Source organism: Shewanella marisflavi (genome assembly GCF_002215585.1).
GTDB lineage: Bacteria > Pseudomonadota > Gammaproteobacteria > Enterobacterales > Shewanellaceae > Shewanella > Shewanella marisflavi.
On record NZ_CP022272.1, the window covers coordinates 2,509,679 to 2,535,258 of the forward strand.

At 50.6% G+C, this 25,580-nt stretch carries 23 protein-coding genes; 3 read left to right on the forward strand and 20 right to left on the reverse strand.

Annotated elements, in window-relative coordinates:
- Positions 1–71: 71 nt before the first annotated feature.
- From CFF01_RS10985 to cobB, 11 genes are all read right to left on the reverse strand, one after another.
- Complete coding sequence (locus tag CFF01_RS10985) at positions 72–830, reverse strand: SDR family oxidoreductase (RefSeq protein WP_033539631.1); 759 nt, start codon at positions 828–830, stop codon at positions 72–74.
- 4 nt (positions 831–834) lie between these two features.
- A complete protein-coding gene (mmsB, locus tag CFF01_RS10990; RefSeq protein ID WP_088904822.1) occupies positions 835–1,734 on the reverse strand; it encodes a 3-hydroxyisobutyrate dehydrogenase in 900 nt (299 codons plus the stop codon).
- Between the two features lie 35 nt (positions 1,735–1,769).
- The gene (locus CFF01_RS10995) at positions 1,770–2,900 is read right to left on the reverse strand and encodes an enoyl-CoA hydratase/isomerase family protein (RefSeq protein ID WP_088904823.1); all 1,131 of its coding nucleotides are present in this window, start codon (positions 2,898–2,900) and stop codon (positions 1,770–1,772) included.
- Positions 2,900–3,673: an enoyl-CoA hydratase gene (locus CFF01_RS11000; RefSeq protein ID WP_033539628.1), complete on the reverse strand. Its 774-nt coding sequence runs from the start codon at positions 3,671–3,673 to the stop codon at positions 2,900–2,902. Before CFF01_RS11000 ends, CFF01_RS10995 begins: the two co-directional genes overlap by 1 nt.
- Before the next feature lie 15 nt (positions 3,674–3,688).
- Positions 3,689–4,846: an acyl-CoA dehydrogenase family protein gene (locus CFF01_RS11005; RefSeq protein WP_033539627.1), complete on the reverse strand. Its 1,158-nt coding sequence runs from the start codon at positions 4,844–4,846 to the stop codon at positions 3,689–3,691.
- A gap of 149 nt (positions 4,847–4,995) precedes the next feature.
- Positions 4,996–6,501, reverse strand: coding sequence for a CoA-acylating methylmalonate-semialdehyde dehydrogenase (locus CFF01_RS11010; protein WP_088904824.1), 1,506 nt, complete (start codon positions 6,499–6,501; stop codon positions 4,996–4,998).
- Between the two features lie 135 nt (positions 6,502–6,636).
- A complete protein-coding gene (locus tag CFF01_RS11015; protein WP_088904825.1) occupies positions 6,637–7,827 on the reverse strand; it encodes a thiolase family protein in 1,191 nt (396 codons plus the stop codon).
- A gap of 621 nt (positions 7,828–8,448) precedes the next feature.
- Entirely contained in the window at positions 8,449–9,111 is a 663-nt protein-coding gene (locus CFF01_RS11020; RefSeq protein WP_157704987.1) for a Type 1 glutamine amidotransferase-like domain-containing protein, read from the reverse strand.
- Between the two features lie 130 nt (positions 9,112–9,241).
- Complete coding sequence (locus tag CFF01_RS11025) at positions 9,242–9,529, reverse strand: antibiotic biosynthesis monooxygenase family protein (protein WP_033539623.1); 288 nt, start codon at positions 9,527–9,529, stop codon at positions 9,242–9,244.
- 40 nt (positions 9,530–9,569) lie between these two features.
- Positions 9,570–9,989 (reverse strand): AAA family ATPase, encoded by a 420-nt coding sequence (locus tag CFF01_RS11030; RefSeq protein WP_088905933.1) that lies wholly within the window; start codon positions 9,987–9,989, stop codon positions 9,570–9,572.
- 71 nt (positions 9,990–10,060) lie between these two features.
- On the reverse strand, positions 10,061–10,807 hold the full coding sequence (gene cobB, locus CFF01_RS11035) for a Sir2 family NAD+-dependent deacetylase (RefSeq protein WP_033539622.1): 747 nt from the start codon (positions 10,805–10,807) through the stop codon (positions 10,061–10,063).
- 313 nt (positions 10,808–11,120) lie between these two features.
- Between cobB and fur the strand changes: the two genes are divergently transcribed.
- Complete coding sequence (gene fur / locus CFF01_RS11040; RefSeq protein WP_033539621.1) at positions 11,121–11,552, forward strand: ferric iron uptake transcriptional regulator; 432 nt, start codon at positions 11,121–11,123, stop codon at positions 11,550–11,552.
- 86 nt (positions 11,553–11,638) lie between these two features.
- Here fur and CFF01_RS11045 read toward each other — a convergent pair whose 3' ends face one another.
- A complete protein-coding gene (locus CFF01_RS11045) occupies positions 11,639–12,139 on the reverse strand; it encodes a GNAT family N-acetyltransferase (protein ID WP_088904827.1) in 501 nt (166 codons plus the stop codon).
- Between the two features lie 217 nt (positions 12,140–12,356).
- On the opposite strand from CFF01_RS11045, the gene CFF01_RS11050 reads away from it, so the two are divergent.
- Complete coding sequence (locus CFF01_RS11050; RefSeq protein ID WP_088904828.1) at positions 12,357–14,048, forward strand: FMN-binding glutamate synthase family protein; 1,692 nt, start codon at positions 12,357–12,359, stop codon at positions 14,046–14,048.
- Positions 14,049–14,122: 74 nt separating this feature from the next.
- Here CFF01_RS11050 and sucD read toward each other — a convergent pair whose 3' ends face one another.
- The 8 genes from sucD to sdhC all read right to left on the reverse strand — a co-directional run bounded on the left by sucD (position 14,123) and on the right by sdhC (position 23,742).
- Positions 14,123–14,995: a succinate--CoA ligase subunit alpha gene (gene sucD / locus CFF01_RS11055; protein ID WP_033539619.1), complete on the reverse strand. Its 873-nt coding sequence runs from the start codon at positions 14,993–14,995 to the stop codon at positions 14,123–14,125.
- Entirely contained in the window at positions 14,995–16,161 is a 1,167-nt protein-coding gene (gene sucC, locus CFF01_RS11060; RefSeq protein ID WP_033539618.1) for an ADP-forming succinate--CoA ligase subunit beta, read from the reverse strand. Before sucC ends, sucD begins: the two co-directional genes overlap by 1 nt.
- Positions 16,162–16,264: 103 nt before the next feature.
- The gene (gene odhB, locus CFF01_RS11065; protein WP_033539617.1) at positions 16,265–17,452 is read right to left on the reverse strand and encodes a 2-oxoglutarate dehydrogenase complex dihydrolipoyllysine-residue succinyltransferase; all 1,188 of its coding nucleotides are present in this window, start codon (positions 17,450–17,452) and stop codon (positions 16,265–16,267) included.
- 30 nt (positions 17,453–17,482) lie between these two features.
- Positions 17,483–20,305, reverse strand: coding sequence for a 2-oxoglutarate dehydrogenase E1 component (sucA, locus tag CFF01_RS11070; RefSeq protein WP_088904829.1), 2,823 nt, complete (start codon positions 20,303–20,305; stop codon positions 17,483–17,485).
- A gap of 215 nt (positions 20,306–20,520) precedes the next feature.
- Complete coding sequence (locus tag CFF01_RS11075; RefSeq protein WP_033539615.1) at positions 20,521–21,228, reverse strand: succinate dehydrogenase iron-sulfur subunit; 708 nt, start codon at positions 21,226–21,228, stop codon at positions 20,521–20,523.
- A gap of 10 nt (positions 21,229–21,238) precedes the next feature.
- Positions 21,239–23,005 (reverse strand): succinate dehydrogenase flavoprotein subunit, encoded by a 1,767-nt coding sequence (gene sdhA / locus CFF01_RS11080; RefSeq protein WP_033539614.1) that lies wholly within the window; start codon positions 23,003–23,005, stop codon positions 21,239–21,241.
- Entirely contained in the window at positions 23,006–23,353 is a 348-nt protein-coding gene (gene sdhD, locus CFF01_RS11085) for a succinate dehydrogenase, hydrophobic membrane anchor protein (protein WP_033539613.1), read from the reverse strand.
- Entirely contained in the window at positions 23,347–23,742 is a 396-nt protein-coding gene (gene sdhC / locus CFF01_RS11090) for a succinate dehydrogenase cytochrome b556 subunit (RefSeq protein WP_033539612.1), read from the reverse strand. The genes sdhD and sdhC overlap by 7 nt, the downstream gene beginning before the upstream one ends.
- A 412-nt stretch (positions 23,743–24,154) precedes the next feature.
- Here sdhC and CFF01_RS11095 point away from each other — a divergent pair, with 412 nt between their 5' ends.
- Positions 24,155–25,441 (forward strand): citrate synthase, encoded by a 1,287-nt coding sequence (locus CFF01_RS11095; protein WP_033539611.1) that lies wholly within the window; start codon positions 24,155–24,157, stop codon positions 25,439–25,441.
- The last annotated feature ends 139 nt before the right edge of the window (positions 25,442–25,580 follow it).

Sequence of the window (25,580 nt, forward strand, 5' to 3'; positions counted from 1 at the left end):
ATGATTAGGGATAGACGTCACCATAAAAAAACGGGCACAGGGCCCGCTTTTACCTATCACTTCGTCAAGTGTTAGATACGAATACCACCGTCGATCTCAAATACGCGACCATTAACATAGTCGTTTTCGATGATGAACTTGACGGTAGAGGCGATTTCGCTTGCCTGGCCTAAACGTCCAACCGGCACCATCTTCTCCAAACGCTCTAAAGCTTCTGGCTTCATGGCCGCCGTCATCTCAGTTTCGATAACACCTGGCGCCACCGCCGCGCTGCGGATATTGTAGCGTGCCAGTTCTTTGGCCCAACCCACAGACATAGCTGCAACGCCAGCCTTAGAAGCGGCGTAGTTGGTCTGACCGATATTACCCGCTTTTGCCAAGCTAGAGATGTTGACGATCACCCCTTGCTGCTTAGATTCGATCATGGCTGCCGCCGCTTCACGTCCGCAAAGGAAAGAGCCTGTCAGGTTAACATTGATCACCGCCTGGAACTGCGCCAGTGACATGCGATCTGTCACCTTGCCCTCTTTGGCTTTGACCAACATGCCATCGAGTAAGATGCCTGCGTTGTTGACCAACACATTGACCTGGCCAAAGTCTTCTAGGATGTAACCGAAACCGGCCACCACATCTTCTTCATCGGTAATGTCGAAAGCGTAACCTTGAACCTCAGTGGTATCGCCAATATCGGCGCAGGCGCGTTCAAGCTTCTCCTGATCCACATCGATAAGTGCCAACTTGGCACCCGCAGCGGCAAGTTCTTGTGCCATCGCAAAACCTAGACCACCGGCACCACCTGTGATGACAACAACCTTATCTTTTAAATCCATCAACTTACCCTTTCTTATTAAACTGCTCAAAAATACTGGAGAAATCACGCTTACCATTACCCTGACGGGCATGATTGACATACAGGCTACGAGCCAGCGCCCCCATAGGGGTACTCGAGTTAGAGAGCAAGGCTGCCTCTTGGGACAGACCTAAGTCTTTCACCATAAGATCAACCATGAATCCACCCTGGTAACCATTTGATGATGGCACGTTTTCCATCACATCTGGACAAGGATTATATTTATCTAGCGTCCAATTACCACCACTACTGACTTTCATGATCTCAGAAAGGACCTTAGGATCCAATCCATGGTCTATCCCCATCTGAATAGATTCGCTAGTACCTACCATAAGTACAGACAGTAGCATGTTGTTGCAGATCTTCGCGACCTGACCGGCACCTGGGCCACCGGCATGGAAAATATTAGCACCCATGACGTTTAGCACACCCTGAGCCTGCTCAAAGGCGGTATCGCTGCCGCCACAGATAAAGGTCAGCGTGCCCGCCGCTGCACCTGCGGTGCCGCCCGATACTGGCGCGTCGATAAACTCGAGATCCTTAGCTTTGGCCTGCTCGGCAACAAAACGTGCGCTCTCGGCGTCTATGGTTGAACAATCGATCAGCAAGGTGCCTTGGGCCACCACATCTATGATGCCTTTATTCTGCTCATCTCCCAGATAGAGACTGCGCACATGCTTACCCGCAGGCAACATGGTGATCACTACATCGGCCGCAGCCGCTGCCGCGCAAGCACTCGGCGCCGACATTGCACCTTGCTCGACCACATGGCTAAGTGCCGCCTGAGAGAGATCGAAGGCTTTAACCGTATAACCGGCCTTCACCAGGTTGACCGCCATTGGGCCACCCATATTACCTAATCCGATAAATGCAACTGTATTCATGTTTTGCTCCTTTTCTTCAGGCTTTGCCTGAAAAATTATTGGCCTAAGGTGCGCAGTGGATCGTTTTGTGGATCCCATGGCGAGGTCATTAGTGATTTAACCATCTCTTGTGGCACGGCCTCGACAGTCTCATACAGCCACTGTGGCCGACGGTCCTTATCGATAAGCAGTGCCCTCACCCCTTCAGCAAAATCACCGATTGAGCAGCAGTTACAGCTCAGTCCCAGTTCCAACTGGAAGACCTGACTCAGACTCAACTCTGTGCCAAGTAGCGACTGCTGATACACCAGATGCAGACTCAAAGGACTACCTGCCAGCATGGTGCTTAGGGCGCGCGCCAGCCAAGGCTCACCGTCTTCCACCGCCTTTACCTTGGTCATGATATCAGCCAGCTCACCCTCCATTAGGGCATCGATCTCGGCTTGATGTTGCTCGAGGACACTCGCGCCCATAGGTTGTTCGCAGCGGCTCGACATCGCCTCGAGTAGCGCGTTTAATTTGCCATGATTAGCACAAACATCGCTTTCCCAGTCGACGCTGGAAAGCGCGTCAAACAGTGGCTGCTTGTCATTTGAGTTAAGGAAGTGATTACCTAGGCCCACATAGAAGGCATCGGCGCCATCCATGTTATAGGCGGTCATCCCTAAGAAACGGCCCATATGGCCCGGCATTCGGTTGAGGAAGTAGCTGCCACCTACATCAGGATAGAGGCCTATGGTCACCTCTGGCATGGCGATGCGTGAACGCTCGGTCACTATTCGATGACTGGCGCCAGCCATCAGGCCGAGACCGCCACCCATAACTATGCCATCGCCCCACACCAATACCGGCTTGTCGAAGGTATGCAGCAGATGATCGAGGAAATATTCTCGGGTAAAGAACTCCTGAGTCACCTCAGGGATCTCACCGGGCTGCTCTCGCGCCGCCTGATAGAGAGCACGCACATCACCACCGGCACAGAAGGCTTTCTCGCCAGCGCCGTCCAGCACCACCATGGCAATGGCATCATCATCGGCCCAGTCGGTTAACTGAGCGGTCAACGCTTGCACCATATCCATGTTAAGGGCGTTGAGCGCCTTCTCCATGTTGAGGGTAGCAACCCCAACCCTTTTGCCGGATAGGGTGCCTAAGGTCTGAAAGACCACACAATTTGTCTGCTCAGTCATTAGCGGTTTTTCCAGTTTGCTTTGCGCTTCTCAAGGAAGGCGTTAACCCCTTCTGCCTGATCTTCGGTATCAAACAGCCCCACAAACAGCTCACGCTCAAGCGGCAACGCCTGGGTGCGCGGCATGGTGCGGCCAGACTGAATAAGCTGCTTACACACGGTCACACTACTTGGGCTCTGGTTCGCCACCTTCTCGGCTAGCGCCATGGCAGTAGCTAAGGCTTGCCCCTTCTCGACCACCTCTTCGATAAGACCGATACTTAGCGCCTTGTCGGCATTAACACGCTCACCGCACAGGATCATACGCTTGGCCCAACCCTCACCCACCAGGGCGGTCAGGTTTTGGGTGCCGCCCGCACAGGGCAGCAGGCCAACGGTGGCTTCTGGCAGAGCTAACACTGATTGCGCCTCGGCAATGCGAATATCACAGGCCAAGGCAACCTCTAAACCGCCACCCATAGCATAGCCGTTGATGGCAGCGATAGAGACGCCACGAAATGCGCTTAACGCCTCAAACGCCTCACCAAAATGTTTCGCCATAGTGGCCGCATTACCCTTGTCGCCGTCGGCAAATAACTTGAGATCGGCGCCGGCGCTGAAAAACTTCTCGCCTTCACCAGTCAGTACCAGAGCGTAGATCTCCTTGTTGGCGTTGAGCTCGGTGACCTTCTGCTTAAGCAGCGCCAGGCTGTCTGCCGTCCAGGTATTGGCCGGTGGATTGTTCATGGTCAGTACGGCGGTATGGCCGATGATCTGTTCAACTATCGCTGTCATCTCTCTTCTCCCTGACTATAAGATTTGGCTGGCATTTTCGTCGAGTAAACGACGGGCAATGATAAGACGCATGATCTCATTGGTGCCCTCTAGGATCTGGTGTACGCGTACGTCGCGGAAGTGACGCTCCAGCGGATATTCGCGGATGTAACCGTAACCGCCGTGCAGCTGCAACGCGCTATCACACACGTTAAAGCCCACGTCGGTGGCAAAGCGTTTGGCCATGGCGCAGTAGGCTGTGGCTTCTGGATCGCCACTATCGAGTTTAAAGGCAGCCAGACGCACCATCTGACGGGCAGCCACCAATTCGGTCGCCATGTCGGCTAGCTTAAATTGCAACGCCTGGAAGGCGGCGATCGGCTTACCAAACTGCTGACGCTCGTTCATATATTGCTGGGCGCGCTCAAGGGCTGCTTGAGCAGTACCGACTGAACAGGTAGCGATGTTGATACGACCACCGTCGAGGCCCTTCATTGCGAAGGTAAAGCCCTGGCCCTCTTCACCCAATAGGTTGGTCACGGGCACACGCACCTTGTCAAAGGTGATCTCGCGGGTCGGCTGGGCATTCCAGCCCATCTTATCTTCCGCCTTACCGTAAGTGATCCCTTCGGCATCGGCCGGAATGGCAATCGCCGAGATCCCCTTAGGACCTGCTTCACCAGTGCGGCACATGACCACTAGCAATTCGGTAGAGCCTGCGCCCGAGATAAACATCTTGGCGCCAGAGATCACATATTCGTCGCCTTCGCGCACGGCCTTAGTCTTGAGTGAGGCCGCGTCGCTGCCCGCCCCCGCCTCGGTCAAACAGTATGAGGCTAGCTTGCTGCCAGTCGTTAACGCCTCAGACCATTCGTCGCGAAGATTCTGAGAGCCAAAGCTAGTGACCATCCAGGTGGCCATATTGTGAATGGTCAGCATGGCGGTAGTCGCGGTACAGCCCATGGCGAGCTGCTCGAAAATAATGGAAGAATCCAGACGAGACAGGCCCATGCCCCCTTCCGACTCGGGCGAGTAGAGTGAGCAGAAACCTAGCTCACCGGCTTTTTGAATCACGTCTTTAGGAAAATGATGTTCTTCATCCCACTTGGCGGCAAAAGGTGCCAGCTCTTCCTGGGCAAATTGGGTAGCCAGTTCGGCGAACTGACGTTGGTCTTCATTCAGATTAAAATCCATCTGATCTCTCCTTTCGCGCCTTTGTATTTGCCTTGAATCTATGATTCGGCTTATTTATGGCGGCGCTTAACTTGTTGAAGGCTAGTAATGATAAAAGCGATTCGGCCCCGGCCTTATCGCTTTTACCTTGCAAGGTCTCTTATTGCCGCCTATTTCAGGGCAATTGTCATGTTAGGCGCATGGTGCTCCGCCTCGACGATATCTGTCTCAAACCAGCGAGCGGTGATCGTCTTAGTCTCTGTGTAGAAACGCACCGCCTGCTTACCGTAGGCGTGCTGATCGCCGTAGAAGCTGCCTTTCCAACCGGTAAACGAGAAGAATGGCAGTGGCACAGGAATAGGCACGTTGATCCCTACCTGACCCACTTCGATGTTGTGCTGATACTTACGAGCAGCGGCGCCACAAGCGGTGAAGATAGAGGTACCGTTACCATATGGGCTGTTGTTAACCAGCTCGATCGCCTCTTCCAGCGACTCCACTTCCATGCAGCACAATACTGGGCCGAAGATCTCTTCCTTGTAAATGCTCATGTCTGTGGTCACATTGGTAAACATGGTTGGGCCAACCCAGTTACCGTTTTCATAACCTTCGACGGTAAAATCGCTACCGTCCAGCAGACACTCGGCGCCCTCTTCCTTACCCTGGGCAATCAACTTAAGCACGCGCTCCTTGGCGGCAGGGCTGATAACAGGGCCATAGGCCGCATCTTTGTCGTCCCATACGCCCGGTCTGACCTTGGCGATAGCGTCACGCAGCTCAGGGATCCACTTCTTGGCTTCGCCGACAAATACCGCTACCGACAGGGCCATACAGCGCTGACCGGCCGCGCCCACAGAGGCGCCTACTAAGTTGTTGATCACCTGCTGCTTGTTGGCATCTGGCATGATAACGCAGTGATTCTTAGCACCGGCAAAGGCCTGAACGCGCTTGAGGTTGTCGGTACCTGTCTTATAGATGTACTGACCCACGCCTACAGAGCCAACGAAAGAGATCGCCTTGATATCCTGATGACTAAGCAGCACGTCTACCGCTGTCTTGTCACCGTGTACCAGTTGCAGTACGCCCTTAGGCGCGCCAGCTTCTTCGAACAGCTCAACCAGACGCTGGGGCGTCAAAGGATCTTGCTCAGATGGCTTAAGCACGAAGGTGTTACCACATGCTATTGCCAGTGGGAACATCCACAGTGGGATCATTGCCGGGAAGTTAAACGGCGTAATACCAGCGCACACGCCCAGCGGCTGAGTGTAACTATAGGTGTCTATGCTGCGGGCCACGTTTTCAACGGTTTCACCCATGATAAGGCTAGCGATATTGCAGGCATGTTCTGCCACTTCGATACCGCGCCATACGTCGCCCTTGGCATCTTCGAAGGTCTTACCGGTTTCCTGGGCCAGGATTGTCGCGATCTCGTCATGATGCGCTTTCAGCAGGTGCTGGTAGCGGAACATCACGCGGGCGCGCTCAGACACAGGCACCTCTTTCCAGGTGGCAAAGGCTTGCTTGGCGCTGGCGATCGCGGTTTCAACTTCTTCTACCGTGGCGGCGTTGATCGTGGCAATCACCTCGTTATTCGCCGGGTTAGTGACAGAGATCTGTTGCTGGCCGCTACCTAAAATAAACTGACCGTCGATGTAATGTTTTACTTGAGTTGTCATATCGCTTTCCTAAATACGTCTAACAGGCATGGACAAATGCCGCTACCTGATGATCTGCTATGTAAGTGACAGCAAAAAACTCACATAATCATGGGTGAATGCATAGGCTCGCTGACGCGAGCCCAAAAAAGGGAGTTACACTTCGATAGCCATAGCGGTCGCTTCACCACCACCGATACACAGTGATGCCACACCGCGCTTAAGGCCTCTGGCCTTCAGGGCATGAATAAGAGTGACCAGTACGCGGGCACCTGAGCAACCGATAGGATGACCCAGGGCGCAGGCGCCGCCATTGACGTTGACCTTAGCCTCGTCAAGGCTCAGCTCAGAGATGGCCAGCATGGTCACCATGGCAAAGGCTTCGTTGATCTCAAACAGATCCACATCGTCTTTCGACCAGTTAACCTTATCCAGCAGCTTGTTCATCGCGCCCACTGGCGCTGTGGTAAACATTGAAGGCTCTTGTGAATGCGTCGTATGGCCCTTGATGGTGGCCAGCACTTCTAAACCGCGCTTGCTCGCCTCGTCTGCGCTCATCAGCATCAATACCGCGGCGCCATCAGAAATGGAGCTTGAGTTGGCCGCCGTGATGGTACCCTCTTTCGCGAAAGCTGGACGCAGGGTTGGGATCTTCTCGGGTCTGGCGTTGCCAGGCTGCTCGTCAGTATCAACCACGATATCGCCTTTACGGCTGGCCACGGTAACCGGCACTATCTCAGCCTTAAAGGCACCAGATTCGATAGCGGCATTGGCTTTTTGCAACGAGCTTAGGGCAAAGTTATCCATTGCCTCGCGGGTGATACCGAAATCATCGGCGGTCTTCTGGGCAAAAGTACCCATGGCGCCGCCCGTGTAGGCATCTTCTAGACCATCGAGGAACATATGATCCAGCACCTTGCCATGGCCCATGCGCATGCCGCCGCGCGCCTTATCTAACAGGTAAGGTGCCTGACTCATGCTTTCCATACCACCGGCAATAACCACCTCGGCGCTGCCGGCTTTAATCAGATCATGAGCCATCATGACAGTCTTCATGCCTGAACCACACACCTTGTTGACTGTGGTCGCACCCACTGACAGAGGGAGATCGGCACCTAAGGTCGCCTGACGCGCTGGCGCCTGGCCGAGACCCGCTGGCAATACGCAGCCCATCAAGACTTCGTTAACATCGTCGCCCTGAACGCCTGCAGCGTCCATGAGTCCCTTAATCGCCGTGGCGGCGAGTGTCGGTGACGGCACGCTGGAAAGGGATCCTTGGAATCCACCCATAGGGGTGCGTTTCGCCGCAACAATCACGATTTCTTGGTTAGTTTGCTCTGTACTCATCTTCCGCTCCATTCAAGGTACTTATGCGCTCATGTCACACGGCTTCATGGTGAAAGCGTGATCATGTTCAAATAATATCACTGTGACGTTTACGCGAACGTAAAGCAAGCATTAACTGGTCGAATTTCACTAACTTTAGTCTAATGTTTTGTCAGGCTGCATTTACAGCGCAGGCACAAGATGCTGCACTTTGACGGCGCGTCATCAAAAACGAACGCAGCGGGAAAATTTAACAATAACGACAAAAACCCATACTAAACAACACTTTGTGTTGCTCGAGTTCAATCTAGGCTTATTTAGTAGGAAAATGAGTCACTATTTATGGGGGCAAAAACAGCAAAAAATAATGTCGCAGATCGATCCATTGCGAGTTGGTTTAGCCAGGGAATATCAGATGCTAGCAGCGATTAGTGGGACGAGTATCTTACCCTTAGGGTCAACCTTTCACCATTGGTAAAAGATGAGCCTCTGGTGCGGAACAGACACTGATGAGACAACCCCTTGGGCCAGCAAGAAACGGCACAAATGCCCGCTCAACCAGGTGTCCTTGAACAATTAAGCGCTATGGTGAACAGTGAATGCCTTGTTTAATTGTGGAGACTCTTAAGCAAAACGTTAGCCCTACAGAGAGAGCGCCATCAAGCCCACGCCATCGAAAAGCAGTGGTTGACCGAAACCGCGCAGCCCAGCCTTGGTGACCAATACGGCATCCTCATCGCTACAGAGTATGAGGGGATACTCAGCCAAACTCGATGCCTCGAGTTGACACGCGGCCCTGACGCTCATTGCCACTCCGCCGTCACTGAGATCGCAATGGGGTAAAAATTGATAGGGGAGCAAGCCCAGACCACTCAAATCGCTAAGCGCCTGGTGATTAACATCACCGCACAAGGGAGCACAGGCAATCGTCGGGGTCATCAGCATAGCGCCAGCGCTCATGCCAATTAAGATCCCACCTCGGTGACAATAGTCAGAAAACTCCGTCATCAGTCCGCGGGCATGCACTTGCGCTAAAAAGCCAAAGGTATCACCACCGGCGAGATGAATCGCTCTGTAATTTAGTAACCTATCCAACCCCGCCGTAGAAAAGCCTTGCTCAAGATCCAGATAATGCTCAAGCCTCAAGCCTAAACGGGAATATTGCTCCTGCGTCGCCTTATAGTAACTTTGCTCCGACTCATGGCCTGAGGCCAAATAACCCAGGCTATCGCCTTCGCTGAGCACCTCGGCGATAGCCGCCTGCGACGCCATGCAATCTAGATCACTCATCAGTACTGATGACACCTTGCTCCTCCTTGTGGGCGTTTGCCATACCAGACAAAATACTCGGTTTATATCCTTTAAAGCTTGCTTTTGACCTTTGCCACGGCTCGGTTATAACGACACATCAAGCTCACCTTGAAACACGCAATAGTTAACCTTGATATTGGCGCTTTATCTCGACTATTTCGACCTGGTAACTCTTGTACCAAGCTTGCCTGCCTAGCTGCTGGGCAACTCTATGTTCGCTATCTTGTTTCCAGGCCAAAATATCGGCTTCGCTGCGCCAATAGGAGATGGCGATCTCCAGCTCCCCTTCGGTCACAGCAATAAAGTCCTGGCAGTGGTATTTCTCCATCGCTAATTGCCGCATTTGAGCTGCCATCTCACTGTATCTGGCATCCAAGTGGGCCACCTTGGCCTTAAAGATCACCGCAAACATCTCCTTCCTCCCCCATATCGATATAAATGGGCTGCGCTGCTTATAACTGCTCGAACTGACGCGCCATCGCCTGGATCTGTTTGAGCCCTAAGCCATGTTGATTGCGCTCTGCACACAGACGCTGATGAGCCAAGTCACCAGGATTGCCTATGAGCACGATGCGCACCTGATAGCCCATCGCCTTGGCGGCAGCCTCATAGGCCATAAACTCCCAATGAGCCATGTTGGTGTTATCGCAAATCACTATGCCTTCGCCCCTTGATAGAGCTTGAATAAATGCAGTGAGATTAAACTGATGGTACTGGGCGAGTCGACTGGCGTCGAAACGATACTCGCCCTCTTTGACAAAATAACTGTCAGTTGAAAAGTAGCCTCTACGGCGAATCGCCTCACCGTCACTTTTCCCTGCAATAAATTGCTCCACCCAGTAACTCTTTCCGCTACCCGGCAGGCCGCGCATGATAATCGCGAGTCTGCTGTGAGCGGCCGGTGCCGCTTGCGGCTCACGCTCTGGGTGGCTCACCCCTGAGCTCACCCTTTAGCGGCCTGGCTGAAGGGCTGATCGCTAATCACATCACCAGCAAGGATCTGCTCAACCAGCTGCGGTACTATCTTGCTGGCCTTGCCTTGTAGGTGATACTGGAACTGACTATGGCGATCCGCTGGCATTAGATTCACTTCCACTGTTTGGGCACCATGATGGTTAGCAGTATCGACAAAGCCTGCCGCAGGATAAACCGTGCCTGAGGTGCCGATGGCAATGAAGAGATCACAGGTATCTAACGCATGCTGAATACGGTCTAACCCTATGGGCATCTCACCGAACCAAACCACATGGGGGCGCAGGCGCTGGGCGGGAATACAGCAGGTACAGGTATGGTTAACGCCAAAGTGATCCGTCAACAAAAAGGTCTGGTGAGAACGCGGGCAGCGTCCCTTGGTCAATTCACCATGCATATGCAGCAGGCGACGAGAACCGGCACGCTCGTGAAGATCATCGATATTTTGTGTGACCACCAACAGCTGGCCGTCGAACTCCTGCTCCAACCTTGCAAGTGCTTTGTGCGCGTCGTTAGGCTCTATCTCGCCATTATGGAGCTGTTGCCAACGTTCATTATAGAAACGCTCAACCATCTCAGGGTCGCGCGCATAACCTTCTGGCGTGGCGACATCTTCAATTTTATGCTCTTCCCAAAGTCCATCTTGATCCCTAAAGGTTCTCAAACCGGACTCTGCCGAGATCCCTGCCCCGGTTAACACTACAATCTGCCGATACATCCCGCTTCCTTCTCGTTATCATTATACTGGGGCCCAGTTCACCACCAAGGCACACTCAGGCCAGAATCTCATCCTGCCAGATACTTCTGTGTAAGACTATTAGGCATTAGTCTCAATAACATTACAAAAAGTACGCCTTAAATTCAGCCTAAATTCCACAGGTAGGGCCAATTTAGAACAAATTTCTGCCGATGCGAACAATATGCAAGATCAAAGGTTTAAGTTTTCAATTTCACCCCCTATAATGGTTCTCAACATCAACTACTGAACCACTATTGGCAATGCTAATGGTTCTTCAATCCAGAGATTAATAATGACAGATGGAAATCAAGCGCTAAAAAAAGCGGGATTAAAGGTCACCTTACCACGAGTCAAGATCCTCGAGCTGATGCAGGAGCCCGAAAACCAGCATATCAGTGCAGAAGAACTATATAAAAAACTGCTCGATATTGGCGAAGAAATAGGTCTGGCTACGGTTTACCGTGTATTAAACCAATTCGATGATGCAGGTATTGTTACCCGTCATCACTTTGAAAGCGGCAAGGCCGTGTTTGAACTGTCCTCTACCCACCATCATGATCACCTGGTATGTCTCTCATGCGGTAAAGTGATCGAGTTTTCTGATGAAATGATTGAGCGACGCCAAGACGAGATTGCGATGAAGCACAACATTAAGCTGACCAATCATAGTTTGTACCTCTATGGCGTATGCACCAACGACGAGTGCGACCACGGCGACGAATAATTCGGTGCTAAGTCACCCATAAAGAAAAACCAGCATTATGCTGGTTTTTTTGTTTAAGGTGACACCTAAGGTTTAGTCACGCTGATTTACAATACCTTATGAAACACTTTCACCTTGTGGCCCATAAATTTACTGTGTTCGCGCTCGACCATGCCCAACTTGCGCGCTACTCTTTCTGAGCCTTTATTCGCAAGCAAAATCAATGCAATGGCCTCATCTATACCATGAGCTTTAAATCGTGATAACGCTGCTTGTCCCGCCTCCGAAGCGATCCCCTTGCCCCAATATTCAGGCAGGTAGCGATAACCTAACTCAACCTCATCAAACTCTTTGATATAGGTTGGGCCACAAAAACCTATCACCTTGTTATCGGCCTTGTGTTCAACCGCCCAGCGACCATAGCCACGTTCGCGGTAGTTTTTAAGCAACACGTTTTCAAAAATATCCTGAGCCTGCGAGCGACAGGTCATTGGCGCACCAGGGATATAGGTTAATACCTCAGGAATGCTGTTTAGCAAGTAGAGACTCTCCACATCCTGTGCCTCAAATTGGCGTAAAATCAGCCTTTCTGTTTCTGCGATGATCACCACCCGCTCCTTTCATTTCCCCATCTAGCGTTTCAATATACCCATAACACGTTAGATTAGGAAGTATTCATCCAAGCTTAAGCGGGCATAGCTTTACACTAACCTCGCTTAAAATAAGTAAAAATAACATAAGTCTCAACGTGAACAATTGCTAAAACAATTGCAATGGCGTTCAATAGACAGCTAAGGATAAGTGTCTGCAATACTGGAATGCGTTATGACTATCATGCAAAAGGTCTTTTGGCTTATCGCCACCCTAGGCAATGGGGCCGGACTCTATTACTACCTCAAGTTTGGCGGCACTGGCGCCGCGTTTCTCCTCGGCTTTACCCTGCTCTACACCCTAATCGGCGCCTATGATCTGCTGTTTAGCTCTCATACACTCAACCGCCTCTACCCAGTGGTCGCCTATCTACGTTATTTCCTTGAATCTTACCGGGTGGAAATACAGCAATATTTTATCGCCGGCGACACAGAAGAAGCCCCATTCAATCGCGAGCAGCGATCCCTGGTCTACCAAAGAGCCAAAAATGTACGCGATACTATCGCCTTCGGAACCCAGCGCGACCTATTAGAAGAAAATTATTTAAGCCTGTGGCATTCACTGTCACCTAAACAGATCGACGAACAGGCCAAACGGGTGCGCATTGGCGGTCCTGACTGCACTAAGCCCTACGACGCCTCCTACTTCAATATCTCCGCCATGAGTTTTGGCTCCCTCAGCGCCAATGCGATTGAGGCCCTTAACCTGGGCGCCAAAAAGGCAGGCTGTTACCACAATACGGGGGAAGGCGGTGTCAGTCCCTACCACCTCAAACATGGAGGCGATTTAGTGTGGCAGATAGGTTCTGGGCTATTTGGCTGTCGCGACGATGAGGGCAATTTCAATCCCGACACTTTCGAGAAGATGGCCAAGCACCTCCAGATCAAGATGATAGAGATAAAGCTCAGCCAAGGCGCTAAACCGGGTAAAGGAGGCCTGTTACCAAAGGCCAAAATCACCCCGGAGATCGCCCGTATTCGGCATATATCCATGGATAAGGATTGTGTCTCCCCGGCGGTCAACCCTGAGTGCACCACGCCCATTGCTCTGCTCAACTTCGTCAATCGCCTGCGAGAGTTAAGCGGCGGTAAGCCTGTGGGCTTTAAGCTCTGTATAGGCAATCCGGCGGAGTTTCTCGCCATCTGTAAAGCGATGCTAAAAACCAATATCACACCCGATTTCATCACCATAGATGGCGCCGAAGGCGGCACAGGGGCCGCACCAGTGGAGTTTAGCAATCGTTTAGGCATGACATGTCTCGAAGGGGTCTACTTTGCCAATAATGCCTTGGTTGGCGTGGGACTGAGGCATAAGATCACCCTGATCGCTGCGGGTAAGACGGCCTCAAGTTTCGATCTACTGACCAAGATTGCCATGGGCGCCGATCTGGTCAATGCCGCCCGTACCATGATGCTGTCGCTGGGCTGTATTCAATCGAGAAGCTGTAACACCAACATGTGCCCAACGGGTATTGCTACACAAGATCCTGCGCGCTCCAAGGCCCTGGATGTAAAGAAGAAAAGTGAACGGGTGAAGAACTTCCACCAAAACACCTTAAAAGCCTTCTATGAATTGGTAGGCAGCATGGGACTGGATAATCCCGACAAGTTAAAGCCAAGAATGATTAAACGCCGTTCACCTTATGGCCTGCTCATCTCTACCGGTAGCCTGGTAGCGCCCCTGACCCATAACGCCATCATAGAGAATAAACTGCAAGGCACAGCCTGGGCATCTTGGTGGCAACAGTGTAGCGCCGAAGATTTCTATTGCGAAGACACCTATATCCTCACCCCTGCCGAATTTGGCCTATCTCACCGTAATGAAAATGAACGCAGGGAAACCCGTAGTGACCATAGGCAGTCATAAAGGTTATCTAAAGCAGTCATAAAAAAAGGCGCCCTAAGGCGCCTTTTTTATCAAATGCTTAAAGACTTAGCGAATTACCAGCCAGTCTTAGCACGCAGTGCACTACCGATGTCGGCAAGTGAACGAACTGTAGTCACGCCTGCCGCTTCTAGCGCTGCAAACTTGTCTTCAGCCGTACCTTTACCGCCAGCGATGATCGCACCAGCGTGACCCATACGCTTACCCGCAGGTGCAGTCACACCGGCAATGTAAGACACTACAGGCTTAGTCACGTTAGCTTTGATGTACTCAGCCGCTTCTTCTTCAGCAGTACCACCGATCTCACCAATCATCACGATGGCTTCGGTCAATGGATCGTTTTGGAACATTTCCAATACGTCGATGAAGTTAGTGCCTGGGATTGGGTCGCCACCGATACCAACACAAGTTGATTGGCCGAAACCTTCATCGGTAGTTTGCTTAACCGCTTCATAGGTCAGCGTACCAGAGCGAGACACGATACCCACTTTACCTGGCTTATGGATGTGACCTGGCATGATACCGATCTTACATTCGCCTGGAGTGATAACACCTGGGCAGTTTGGACCGATCATACGTACGCCAGTCTCTTCCAGCTTAACCTTAACTTCCAGCATATCCAGAGTAGGAATACCTTCAGTAATACAAACGATTAGCTCGATACCACCGTCGATAGCTTCTAGGATAGCGTCTTTACAGAAAGGCGCAGGTACATAGATAACAGTTGCAGTCGCACCCGTTTCAGCTACAGCATCTTTTACTGTATTGAAAACAGGCAGACCCAGGTGAACCTGACCACCCTTACCTGGTGAAACACCGCCAACCATTTGCGTGCCATACGCGATAGCTTGCTCAGAGTGGAAAGTACCTTGACCGCCAGTGAAACCCTGACAGATAACCTTGGTATCTTTATTAATTAATACAGACATTATTTGCCCTCCGCAGCAGCAACAACTTTAACAGCAGCATCGGTTAGCGACTCGGCTGCAATAATGTCAAGACCAGAGTTAGCCAGTACTTCGCGACCGAGATCTGCGTTAGTACCTTCTAGACGAACAACCACTGGCACTTCAACACCTACTTCTTTAACCGCGCCAATAATACCTTCGGCGATCATGTCACAACGTACGATACCACCGAAGATGTTGACAAGAACCGCTTTCACGTTAGCGTCAGACAAGATGATCTTGAATGCTTCGGCTACACGCTCTTTAGTCGCGCCGCCGCCCACATCAAGGAAGTTAGCTGGCTTGCCGCCGTGCAGATTAACGATGTCCATAGTACCCATTGCTAGGCCGGCACCGTTTACCATGCAACCTACGTTACCGTCTAGGGCAACATAGTTCAGCTCGAACTTGGCCGCGTGTGCTTCACGAGCGTCATCTTGTGATGGATCGTGCATGTCGCGGATCTTTGGTTGACGGAACAGAGCGTTGCCATCGATACCGATCTTGCCATCCAAGCAATGGATGTTGCCTTCTTCAGTGATAACCAGAGGGTTAATCTCAAGCAATGCAAAATCGTGGTCGTTGAACATAGTCGCCAGACCCATGAACACTTTGGTGAACTGCTTCATTTGCGTTGGGTTTAGACCCAGCTTGAAGCCAAGATCACGTGCCTGGTAAGGCTGAGGGCCAGTCAAAGGATCGATAATCGCTTTGTGGATCAGTTCTGGAGTCTCTTCAGCAACTGTTTCAATCTCAACGCCACCTTCGGTAGACGCCATGAAAACAACGCGACGTGTCGCACGGTCAACAACGGCACCTAGGTACAGCTCGTTTGCGATATCAGTGCAGCTTTCGACTAAGATCTTAGCAACTGGCTGACCTTTCTCGTCAGTCTGATACGTTACTAGGTTCTTACCTAACCAATGCTCGGCAAATGCTCTGATCTCTTCTTTATCGCCGGTAACTTTTACGCCACCTGCTTTACCACGGCCGCCAGCGTGTACTTGACACTTAACAACCCACATATTTCCGCCAATATGGCCAGCCGCTTCTACCGCCTCTTGAGGGGTATCACAAGCATAACCTTCTGACACTGGTAAACCATATTCGGCAAATAGGGCTTTTGCCTGATACTCATGCAAATTCATGATGATCTATCCGTATACTTCTAATCTAATCCAACCGACTCTGTTGAGCCGGTAGCGAGGGGTGATGCCTACCGTTACCGACAGGCATCTAAACAACATCGTCTTACAGGTCTAATAGCAGACGAGTTGGGTCTTCCAGGAAGTCCTTAATGGCCACCAAGAAGCCAACAGACTCACGACCATCGATGATACGGTGGTCATAAGAGAGTGCTAGGTACATCATAGGTAGGATTTCTACCTGACCATTAACCGCCATTGGGCGATCTTTAATGGCATGCATGCCTAAGATCGCGCTTTGTGGCAGGTTAAGGATAGGCGTAGACATTAGCGAGCCAAACACACCACCGTTAGTCACGGTGAAGTTGCCGCCAGTCATATCTTCAACGGTAAGCTTGCCATCACGGCCCTTGATCGCCAATTCACGCACGTTACGCTCAATGTCGGCCAAGCTCATGGTGTCAGTGTCACGCAGTACTGGGGTTACCAGACCACGAGGCGTAGATACCGCGATGCTCACGTCGAAGTAGTTGTGATAAACGATATCATCACCGTCAATAGAAGCGTTCACTTCTGGGAAACGCTTAAGCGCTTCGGTTACCGCCTTCACATAGAAAGACATGAAACCAAGACGGATACCGTGCTTCTTCTCAAACAGATCTTGATACTGCTTACGAATGTCCATGATAGGCTTCATGTTGACTTCGTTGAAGGTAGTCAACATCGCCGTAGAGTTCTTCGCTTCTAGCAGACGGTTAGCGATAGTCTTGCGCAGGCGCGTCATAGGTACACGCTTCTGGCTGCGCTCGCCAAGCGGAGCAACAACCGCTGGCTCAGCAGTTTTAGCCGCAGGCGCTGACTTAATAAAGGCTTCCACATCTTCTTTAGTGATACGTCCACCAACACCAGTGCCTTTAATCTTGGCAGCATCTAGGTTGTGCTCGGCGATCAGACGACGTACCGATGGGCTTAGCGCATCGTTAGACTCGTCAGATTCAGCCGCTTGAGGCGCTGCAGCTTCGGCCTCTTCCTTAGATACTTCCTGACCAGCAACGGCGCCAGCAACAAACTTAGCAATAACGGCTTCCGCTAGCACTGTGTCGCCTTCTTCAGCCAGGAACTCAACGATTGAACCATCTTCAGGCGCAACCACTTCTAAAACTACCTTGTCGGTTTCGATATCGACTAGGTTTTGATCACGAGACACTTGCTCGCCAGCTTTAACATGCCATGTGGCGATGGTTGCATCAGCAACTGATTCTGGCAGTACGGGTACCTTAATTTCGATACTCATGGAAAGCTATCCTTTTTATATTGTCTATTACTACAGTTTTAATGCGCTATTAATTAAAGATTCTTGCTGCTGAGCGTGCAGAGCCGGATAACCGCATGCGGGTGCTGCCGAGGCTTCACGACCTGCATAGGTTAATTGGGCACCGGCTGGAATGGCCGACCAGAAGTGGTGCTGGCTGCAATACCAAGCGCCCTGGTTCTGAGGCTCTTCCTGACACCAAACGAAATCTTTAACGTGCTGATACTGGGCGAGGATCTGCGCCATATCTTCGTGTGGGAACGGGTACAGTTGTTCTACACGAATCAGCGCAATGTTGGTCTGGTTCTCTTTACGACGCTTCTCAAGCAATTCGAAGTAAACCTTACCACTACAGAAGACCACGCGATCGACCTTGCTGCTATCAAGCTCATCAATCTCACCAATCACATTTTGGAACGTGCCTTCGGCAAGTTCTTCCATGGTCGACACGGCCAGCGGATGACGCAGCAGTGACTTAGGTGACATAACCACCAGAGGACGACGCATAGGACGCACCACCTGACGGCGCAGCATGTGATATACCTGAGCTGGTGTCGAAGGAACACACACCTGCATATTGTGGTTTGCACAAAGTTGCAGGAAACGCTCCAGACGTGCACTCGAATGCTCTGGGCCCTGTCCTTCGTAGCCATGAGGCAACAGCATGGTTAAACCACACAGACGGCCCCACTTCTGCTCACCAGAAGAGAGGAACTGATCGATAACCACCTGAGCACAGTTAGCGAAGTCACCAAACTGGGCTTCCCAAATGGTTAACCCGCCGGGTTCTGCTGTGGCATAGCCGTACTCGAACGCCAATACTGAGGCTTCAGACAATACCGAGTCAGAAATATCGATAGGGCCTTGCATATCAGACAGCTGACGAAGCGGCAGATAGGCAGTCGCGTCATTCTGATTATGTAGCACGGCATGACGGTGGAAGAAGGTACCACGGCCTGAGTCTTGACCCGTAATGCGCACGCGCTTGTTGTCGTCCAAAATAGAGGCGTAAGCTAAGGTCTCGGCAAAACCCCAATCCAGTAGCTTGTCACCAGCTGCCATGGCCGCACGATCTTTGTAGATCTTAGCAACGCGTGACTGCAACTTATGGCTCTCAGGCACATAGCTGATCTTCTCAGCCAAGGCTTTAAGGCGCGCCAGCGGCAATTCGGCAGGATAAGCCTCATCCCACTCGCGATTCAGATAAGGCGTCCAGTCAACTGTGTGCAGCGTCATCGGACGCCACTCTTTCACCACGCAATCCCCCTTATCCAGGGCATCGCGATAGTCGTTGATCATCGACGTCACTTCATCTGCACCAAGCGTCTTCTCTTCGATCAGGCGATCGGCGTAGATCTTACGTGGTGTTGGATGCTTTTTAATCTTGGCATACATCAGCGGCTGAGTCGCACTGGGCTCATCGGCTTCGTTATGGCCATGACGTCGGTAACAAACCAGATCGATCACCACATCACGCTTGAACTCGTTGCGATAATCAACCGCAACCTGAGCCACAAAAGCAACGGCTTCTGGGTCATCTGCATTGACGTGGAAAATGGGCGCCTGAACCATCTTAGCGATGTCGGTACAGTACTCAGTAGAGCGGGTATCTTCAGTCAGGTTGGTGGTAAAGCCCACTTGGTTGTTGACCACGATACGGATACTGCCACCCACTTTGAAAGCACGGGTTTGAGACATGTTAAAGGTCTCTTGGACAATACCTTGACCGGCAATCGCGCTGTCGCCATGAATAGTGATAGGCATGACCTGCAGACCAGTCTTACAGCCGCGGCGGTCAAGACGTGCTCTTACCGAGCCCATAACCACAGGGTTAACGATCTCAAGATGCGAGGGGTTAAAGGCCAGGGCTAAATGCACATTGCCACCTGGCGTTTCGAAATCTGATGAGAAACCTTGGTGATATTTAACGTCACCCGAACCATTGAGCTCATCGCTATGCTTACCAGCAAATTCGTCAAACAGTTCTGATGGCTTCTTACCTAAGATGTTAACCAGCAGGTTTAGACGACCACGGTGAGCCATGCCCACGACAATCTCTTTGGTACCCGCTTCGCCACCGCGATAGATGATTTCACGCATCATTGGCACTAGCGCATCACCACCTTCCAGCGAGAAACGCTTGGCACCTGGGAACTTGGCCCCAAGATACTTTTCCATCCCCTCGGCGGCATTTAGGCCTTCAAGAATTCGGGTTTTAGTGCTTTTATCGTAATTAGCGCTACCTAATGATGGCTCCAAGCGTTGTTGAATCCAACGCTTCTCATCAGTATCCGTGATATGCATGTATTCCGCGCCGATAGCACCACAATAAGTGGTCTTCAGTGCTTTCACCAGATCACCTAGCTTCATGGTGTCGCCACCGTGAGCAAATGAACCAGTATTGAATTCACGCTCCATATCTTCGCTGGTTAAGCCATGGAAGGCAGGGTCCAATTCAGAGACGGTTTCGCGTTTCCATATACCGAGAGGGTCCAGATTCGCATTCTGGTGGCCACGGAAACGGTGCGCGTTAATCAACTGAAGAACTTTAACCTGTTTAGCGTCGACTTCGGGATCCGTCACACGAGCAGCGCTCTTGTGGCGGCCTTCTAACGCCAAACTACGGAAATATTCACGTACTTTAGAGTGGGCAGCTTCGGGTACATCTGCTGTTGCACCGTTGGCATATGGGAGGTTATCAAACACCGCTCGCCAGTCGTCTGAAACTGACTGAGGGTCCTCTTGATAGGCTTCATACATCTCTTCTACATAGGTCGAGTTCGCGCCACTCAAGTGAGACGAATCGAGCCAGGCTTTCATGATGCCTTGGTGCATTTCTATTCCTTTCAAACTTTATACACGTGTTTTTAGCCAAAGTATTGAAAATGCAATCCCAGTTAAACGCCCTGCAATTGCAAAATATCTGCCGCCCCTAGAGTCCAGATTTCACGGCATGTGTAGTTCCATTACATAAAAGAGCCACTTCTCACATAGGAGAAGTGACTCTCAATGAGCTATATAATTATTAAAATTAGCTCAGTGTGTTGCATTTATACTGCTCGCTTCAGCAACATGGACTTAATGTGTCCAATTGCTTTCGTCGGGTTGAGTCCTTTCGGACACACATCAACACAGTTCATGATGCCATGGCAACGGAATACGCTGTATGCATCGTCAAGCTCAGACAAACGCTCTTCGGTCGCGGTATCGCGGCTATCGATAAGGAAACGATAAGCATGCAACAGGCCGCTTGGTCCGACGAACTTGTCTGGGTTCCACCAGAATGATGGACAAGCCGTTGAACAACACGCACACATGATACACTCATAAAGACCATCTAAGTGCGCACGCTCTTCTGGCGATTGCAGATGCTCACGAGCTGGTGTCTTTTCATCGTTGATCAGGTAAGGTTTGATCTTCTCATACTGCTTGTAGAACTGAGTCAGGTCGACAATCAGGTCACGCACAACAGGCATACCCGGCAGTGGACGTATTTCCAGTTTCTTACCCTTGAAGGTAGAAATAGGCGTAATACAAGCCAGACCATTCTTACCATTCATGTTCACGCCATCACTACCACATACACCTTCACGGCATGAGCGACGGAACGCCAACGTTGGGTCTTGAACCTTCAGCTGCATCAGGACATCCAATACCATCATATCGGTACCTTCAGCCACTTCCAGCGTGTAATCCTTCATGTAAGGCTTAGTGTCTACTTCAGGATTATAGCGATAAATAGCAATCTTCAAATTCATCTTATCTTCCTTAGTAGGTACGCTTGATTGGCGGGAAGGCTTCACGAAGCTTAGGCTCCATGTTCACCGCACGCTTGGTCATCTGCTCTGTCACAGGATCGAACAGGCTGTGGCATAACCAGTTGTCATCATCACGCTCGAGGTAATCTTCGCGTGAGTGCGCCCCACGACTCTCTTTACGGAAGTTAGCCGCGTAAGCCGTGGCGATGGCTGTTGCCATCAGGTTGTCCAGCTCTAGACACTCGATACGCTGAGTGTTGAACTCTTTCGAGTTATCAGACAACTTGGCATTGGCCAAACGCTCACGAATCGCCTTAAGCTCTTCGAGACCTTCTGCCATGGCGTCACCGCTACGGAATACTGAGAAGTTAAGCTGCATACACAACTGAAGATCTTTACGGATCTTCGCAGGATCTTCACCGTCTTTGTTACTTTCCCAACGGTTTAGACGCTCAAGTGATTTCGCGATGTCGGCATCGGTAGCATCTTTAGGATCAGCAGTCTCATCCAACGCCTTACCCAAGTGTTGACCCGCTGCGCGGCCAAAGACCACAAGGTCAAGTAGCGAGTTACCACCGAGACGGTTGGCACCGTGAACCGATACACAGGCAATTTCGCCCACGGCAAACAGACCAGAAACATCAGTTTCGCTGCCGTCTTCATTCTTACGAATCACCTGACCGCTCACCTTAGCAGGTAGACCACCCATCATATAGTGACAGGTTGGCAATACAGGGATTGGGCCATCGGCCGGATCGATATGCGCGAAGGTACGAGACAGTTCACATACGCCAGGTAGACGTGCTTCGAGGGTCTCTTTACCTAAGTGATCAAGTTTCAATAGACAGTGAGGACCTAATGGGCCATCGAGACCACGACCTTCACGAATTTCAGTCATCATAGAACGCGCAACCACGTCACGCGATGCTAAGTCTTTCGCGTTTGGCGCATAACGCTCCATGAAACGCTCGCCGTCTTTGTTTAGCAGATATCCGCCTTCACCACGACAGCCTTCAGTGACCAGTACACCCGCGCCGGCGATACCGGTTGGGTGGAACTGCCACATTTCCATATCTTGCATCTGCACACCAGCGCGCATCGCCATACCGACGCCGTCACCCGTGTTGATGTGAGCGTTAGTGGTAGAGGCGTAGATACGGCCAGCACCACCTGTCGCTAAGATAGTGGCTTTAGACTTGAAGTAAACAATCTCACCGGTTTCGATTTCGATTGCAGTACAGCCAACGATAGCACCATCTTCGTTTTTCACGAGATCCAGTGCGTACCACTCAGAGAAGACTTCAGTCTTATGCTTAACGTTCTGCTGGTATAGGCAGTGGAGTAGCGCGTGACCAGTACGGTCGGCCGCAGCAGCGGTACGAGCTGCTTGCTCGCCACCGAAGTTTTTAGACTGGCCGCCAAAAGGACGCTGATAGATCTTACCGTTTTCGAAACGAGAGAATGGTAGACCCATATGCTCAAGCTCGATAATGGCTTCTGGACCGGTTTGACACATAAATTCGATAGCGTCTTGGTCACCGATGAAATCGGAACCTTTTACCGTATCGTACATGTGTTGTTCCCAATGGTCTTCATGGGCGTTTCCTAGGGCTACGGTAATACCACCCTGGGCTGAAACGGTATGAGAACGCGTTGGAAATACTTTAGATAACAGCGCGCAGCTCTTACCTTCTTTAGAAATCTGTAGTGCAGCTCGCATACCCGCGCCACCGGCGCCAATTACGATTGCATCAAATTCACGAACTGGAATACTCACTTAAACACCCCACACAATAACAATGCCAGCAGCCAGATAAGAAAGTGCTGCTACGACGAAGACGAATTGGAGTACGCCACGAACTGCGACCGGCTTAACATAGTCGGTTAACACTTGCCAGATACCGATCCAGGAATGAACCAGAATGGCAACCAAGGCTAAAAGCGTAAACACTTTCATCGGCAAAGCACTGAATAACCCGTGCCATACGTCATAAGTGAGAGGAGCACTAGCGGCAATGAATCCTACTAAAAAAATAGTGTAACAAGTAAGGATCACGGCACTAGCACGAAGAAGAATAAAATCATGAACGCCACTGCGTCCAAGACTCGCTGCATTTGTTACCATACCCAAATCCCCGCAATGATTGACCATGCCGCAGCAATAACAAACGCGGCTTTCGCTGAAGCGTTACCTGAGTCCAACTCTTCCCAACAACCGGTATCCATAATCAGATGGCGTAAGCCAACAATCAGGTGATAGCCAAGCGCAGTAAGAATTCCCCAGACGACAAACTTAACGATGAAGTTATCAAATAGAGATTGAATGCCCGCGAAACTCTCAGCAGATGCGAGTGACTCACTCAACAACCAGATAAGAATGCCGACGGCAAACAGCATGATGACACCGGAAACACGGTGTAGGATTGACGCAATCGCTGTTGCAGGAAAGCGAATGGTCTGCAGATCTAGATGGACAGGTCTTTGCTTTTTCACGTTCTGCTCACTCTGCTCCATTGAGCATTATTTTTGTTATTGAACCTCTTTCGAACGAAATTTGACCAGCAAGCAAACTTACCACCTCCTCTCGCCTCAAAAGAAAAGTTGAAACAAACAGTTAACTAATTCAAAAAACACTAATTAAGCTTGTAAATAATGGTTTTCGAATTGGTTTGTTTGTAGCTCTTTCGAGCCGAAGCAAGTATACGCCCCACAAATGTCAAATACAAACATCACATTATGCAAATTTTGTTTTTTTGGTAAAAAATTCTAGCAAGTTGCTTTAATGACGGGCACTTACGTCAAATTAAGACCATGGTCTAACAAATTTAAACAGTTATTTAAATTGAAATGTGATCTAGATTCACTGTAAAGTATTGGCGTTTGACAAAGCCGCACTCACATAAGAATGAAGTAAGGAGAACGGGGTATGGCTGATAATATAGCCAAATTGGAACTACCAGGGAACGATTCGATTGAACTGCCTATTAAGAAAGGAACGGCGGGATTTGATGTTATCGACATCAGTAAACTCGGTAGCAAAGGTCATTTTACATTTGACCCAGGATTCCTAGCGACAGCATCCTGCGAATCAGCTATCACCTACATTGATGGCGCCCAAGGTATACTTTTACACCGTGGTTACGCTATCGACGAACTTGCCGTCGATTCAGATTATTTAGATCTTTGTTATCTGCTGCTTTACGGTGAGCTACCTAACAAGGCTCAATACGACAAATTTGTCTACACGGTAAAGACACACACTATGGTTAACGAGCAACTTGCGTCGTTCTTCCGTGGTTTCCGCCGTGATGCACACCCAATGGCTATGCTATGTGGTGTCACAGGTGCATTGTCTGCATTCTATCAAGACTCTCTCGATGTTAACGACGAACACCACCGCGAAATTGCGGCGTTCCGTTTAGTCTCTAAGATGCCGACTATCGCCGCTATGTGTTACAAGTATTCAATTGGTCAGCCATTTGTTTACCCACGTAACGACCTAAGCTATGCGGGCAACTTCCTAAGCATGATGTTTGCGGTCCCTTGTGAAGAGTACAAGGTTAACCCTATCATCGAGCGTGCTATGGACCGTATCTTTATCCTGCACGCAGATCATGAGCAAAATGCTTCTACCTCTACTGTGCGTCTGGCTGGTTCTTCAGGAGCGAACCCATTTGCGTGTATCGCAGCGGGTATTGCCTCACTGTGGGGACCTGCACATGGCGGCGCAAACGAAGCTTGCCTGAACATGCTAGAAGAGATTGGTACTGTTGATCGTATTCCTGAGTTTATCGAACGTGCAAAGGATAAAGATGATCCATTCCGTCTGATGGGCTTCGGTCACCGCGTTTACAAGAACTTCGACCCTCGCGCCAAAGTCATGCGTGAAACTTGCCACGAAGTGCTTGCCGAGCTTAAGGTTAACGATCCACTGCTCGACGTAGCGATGGAGCTTGAGCGTATCGCACTGGAAGATGAATACTTTGTGTCTAAGAAGCTTTATCCAAACGTAGACTTCTACTCAGGTATCATCATGAAGGCTATCGGTATTCCAACTAGCATGTTCACCGTACTGTTCGCTCTAGCGCGCACTGTAGGTTGGATTGCTCACTGGAAAGAGATGTTGGATCAGCCTGGTCACAAGATCAGCCGTCCACGTCAGCTTTACACAGGTTCGGCAGAACGCGGCTTCGTCAAACTAGATCAGCGTTAATCCCTGCCTAATCTTAAAAAGCACCCTTAAGGGTGCTTTTTTTATGCCTATCTCGCTTTATATACGCCTTTTTAAGCCTGTCCTTTTATGGCTCGTCTAATATCACGCATCCATGCCATGATGTTCTAGACCTATTTTT

Excerpts from the sequence above, each read along its gene's own strand:
- CFF01_RS11030 (WP_088905933.1), bottom strand. The coding sequence starts at position 9,989 with ATGCGCGGCCTGCCGGGTAGCGGAAAGAGTTACTGGGTGGAGCAATTT.
- CFF01_RS10985 (WP_033539631.1), bottom strand. The coding sequence starts at position 830 with ATGGATTTAAAAGATAAGGTTGTTGTCATCACAGGTGGTGCCGGTGGT.
- cobB (WP_033539622.1), bottom strand. The coding sequence starts at position 10,807 with ATGTATCGGCAGATTGTAGTGTTAACCGGGGCAGGGATCTCGGCAGAG.
- CFF01_RS11095 (WP_033539611.1), top strand. The coding sequence starts at position 24,155 with ATGGCTGATAATATAGCCAAATTGGAACTACCAGGGAACGATTCGATT.
- sucD (WP_033539619.1), bottom strand. The coding sequence starts at position 14,995 with ATGTCTGTATTAATTAATAAAGATACCAAGGTTATCTGTCAGGGTTTC.
- sucC (WP_033539618.1), bottom strand. The coding sequence starts at position 16,161 with ATGAATTTGCATGAGTATCAGGCAAAAGCCCTATTTGCCGAATATGGT.
- CFF01_RS11015 (WP_088904825.1), bottom strand. The coding sequence starts at position 7,827 with ATGAGTACAGAGCAAACTAACCAAGAAATCGTGATTGTTGCGGCGAAA.
- CFF01_RS11010 (WP_088904824.1), bottom strand. The coding sequence starts at position 6,501 with ATGACAACTCAAGTAAAACATTACATCGACGGTCAGTTTATTTTAGGT.
- sdhD (WP_033539613.1), bottom strand. The coding sequence starts at position 23,353 with ATGGTAACAAATGCAGCGAGTCTTGGACGCAGTGGCGTTCATGATTTT.
- CFF01_RS11050 (WP_088904828.1), top strand. The coding sequence starts at position 12,357 with ATGACTATCATGCAAAAGGTCTTTTGGCTTATCGCCACCCTAGGCAAT.
- CFF01_RS11005 (WP_033539627.1), bottom strand. The coding sequence starts at position 4,846 with ATGGATTTTAATCTGAATGAAGACCAACGTCAGTTCGCCGAACTGGCT.
- CFF01_RS11075 (WP_033539615.1), bottom strand. The coding sequence starts at position 21,228 with ATGAATTTGAAGATTGCTATTTATCGCTATAATCCTGAAGTAGACACT.
- CFF01_RS11000 (WP_033539628.1), bottom strand. The coding sequence starts at position 3,673 with ATGACAGCGATAGTTGAACAGATCATCGGCCATACCGCCGTACTGACC.
- fur (WP_033539621.1), top strand. The coding sequence starts at position 11,121 with ATGACAGATGGAAATCAAGCGCTAAAAAAAGCGGGATTAAAGGTCACC.
- mmsB (WP_088904822.1), bottom strand. The coding sequence starts at position 1,734 with ATGAATACAGTTGCATTTATCGGATTAGGTAATATGGGTGGCCCAATG.
- sucA (WP_088904829.1), bottom strand. The coding sequence starts at position 20,305 with ATGCACCAAGGCATCATGAAAGCCTGGCTCGATTCGTCTCACTTGAGT.
- odhB (WP_033539617.1), bottom strand. The coding sequence starts at position 17,452 with ATGAGTATCGAAATTAAGGTACCCGTACTGCCAGAATCAGTTGCTGAT.
- sdhC (WP_033539612.1), bottom strand. The coding sequence starts at position 23,742 with ATGGAGCAGAGTGAGCAGAACGTGAAAAAGCAAAGACCTGTCCATCTA.
- CFF01_RS10995 (WP_088904823.1), bottom strand. The coding sequence starts at position 2,900 with ATGACTGAGCAGACAAATTGTGTGGTCTTTCAGACCTTAGGCACCCTA.
- CFF01_RS11025 (WP_033539623.1), bottom strand. The coding sequence starts at position 9,529 with ATGTTTGCGGTGATCTTTAAGGCCAAGGTGGCCCACTTGGATGCCAGA.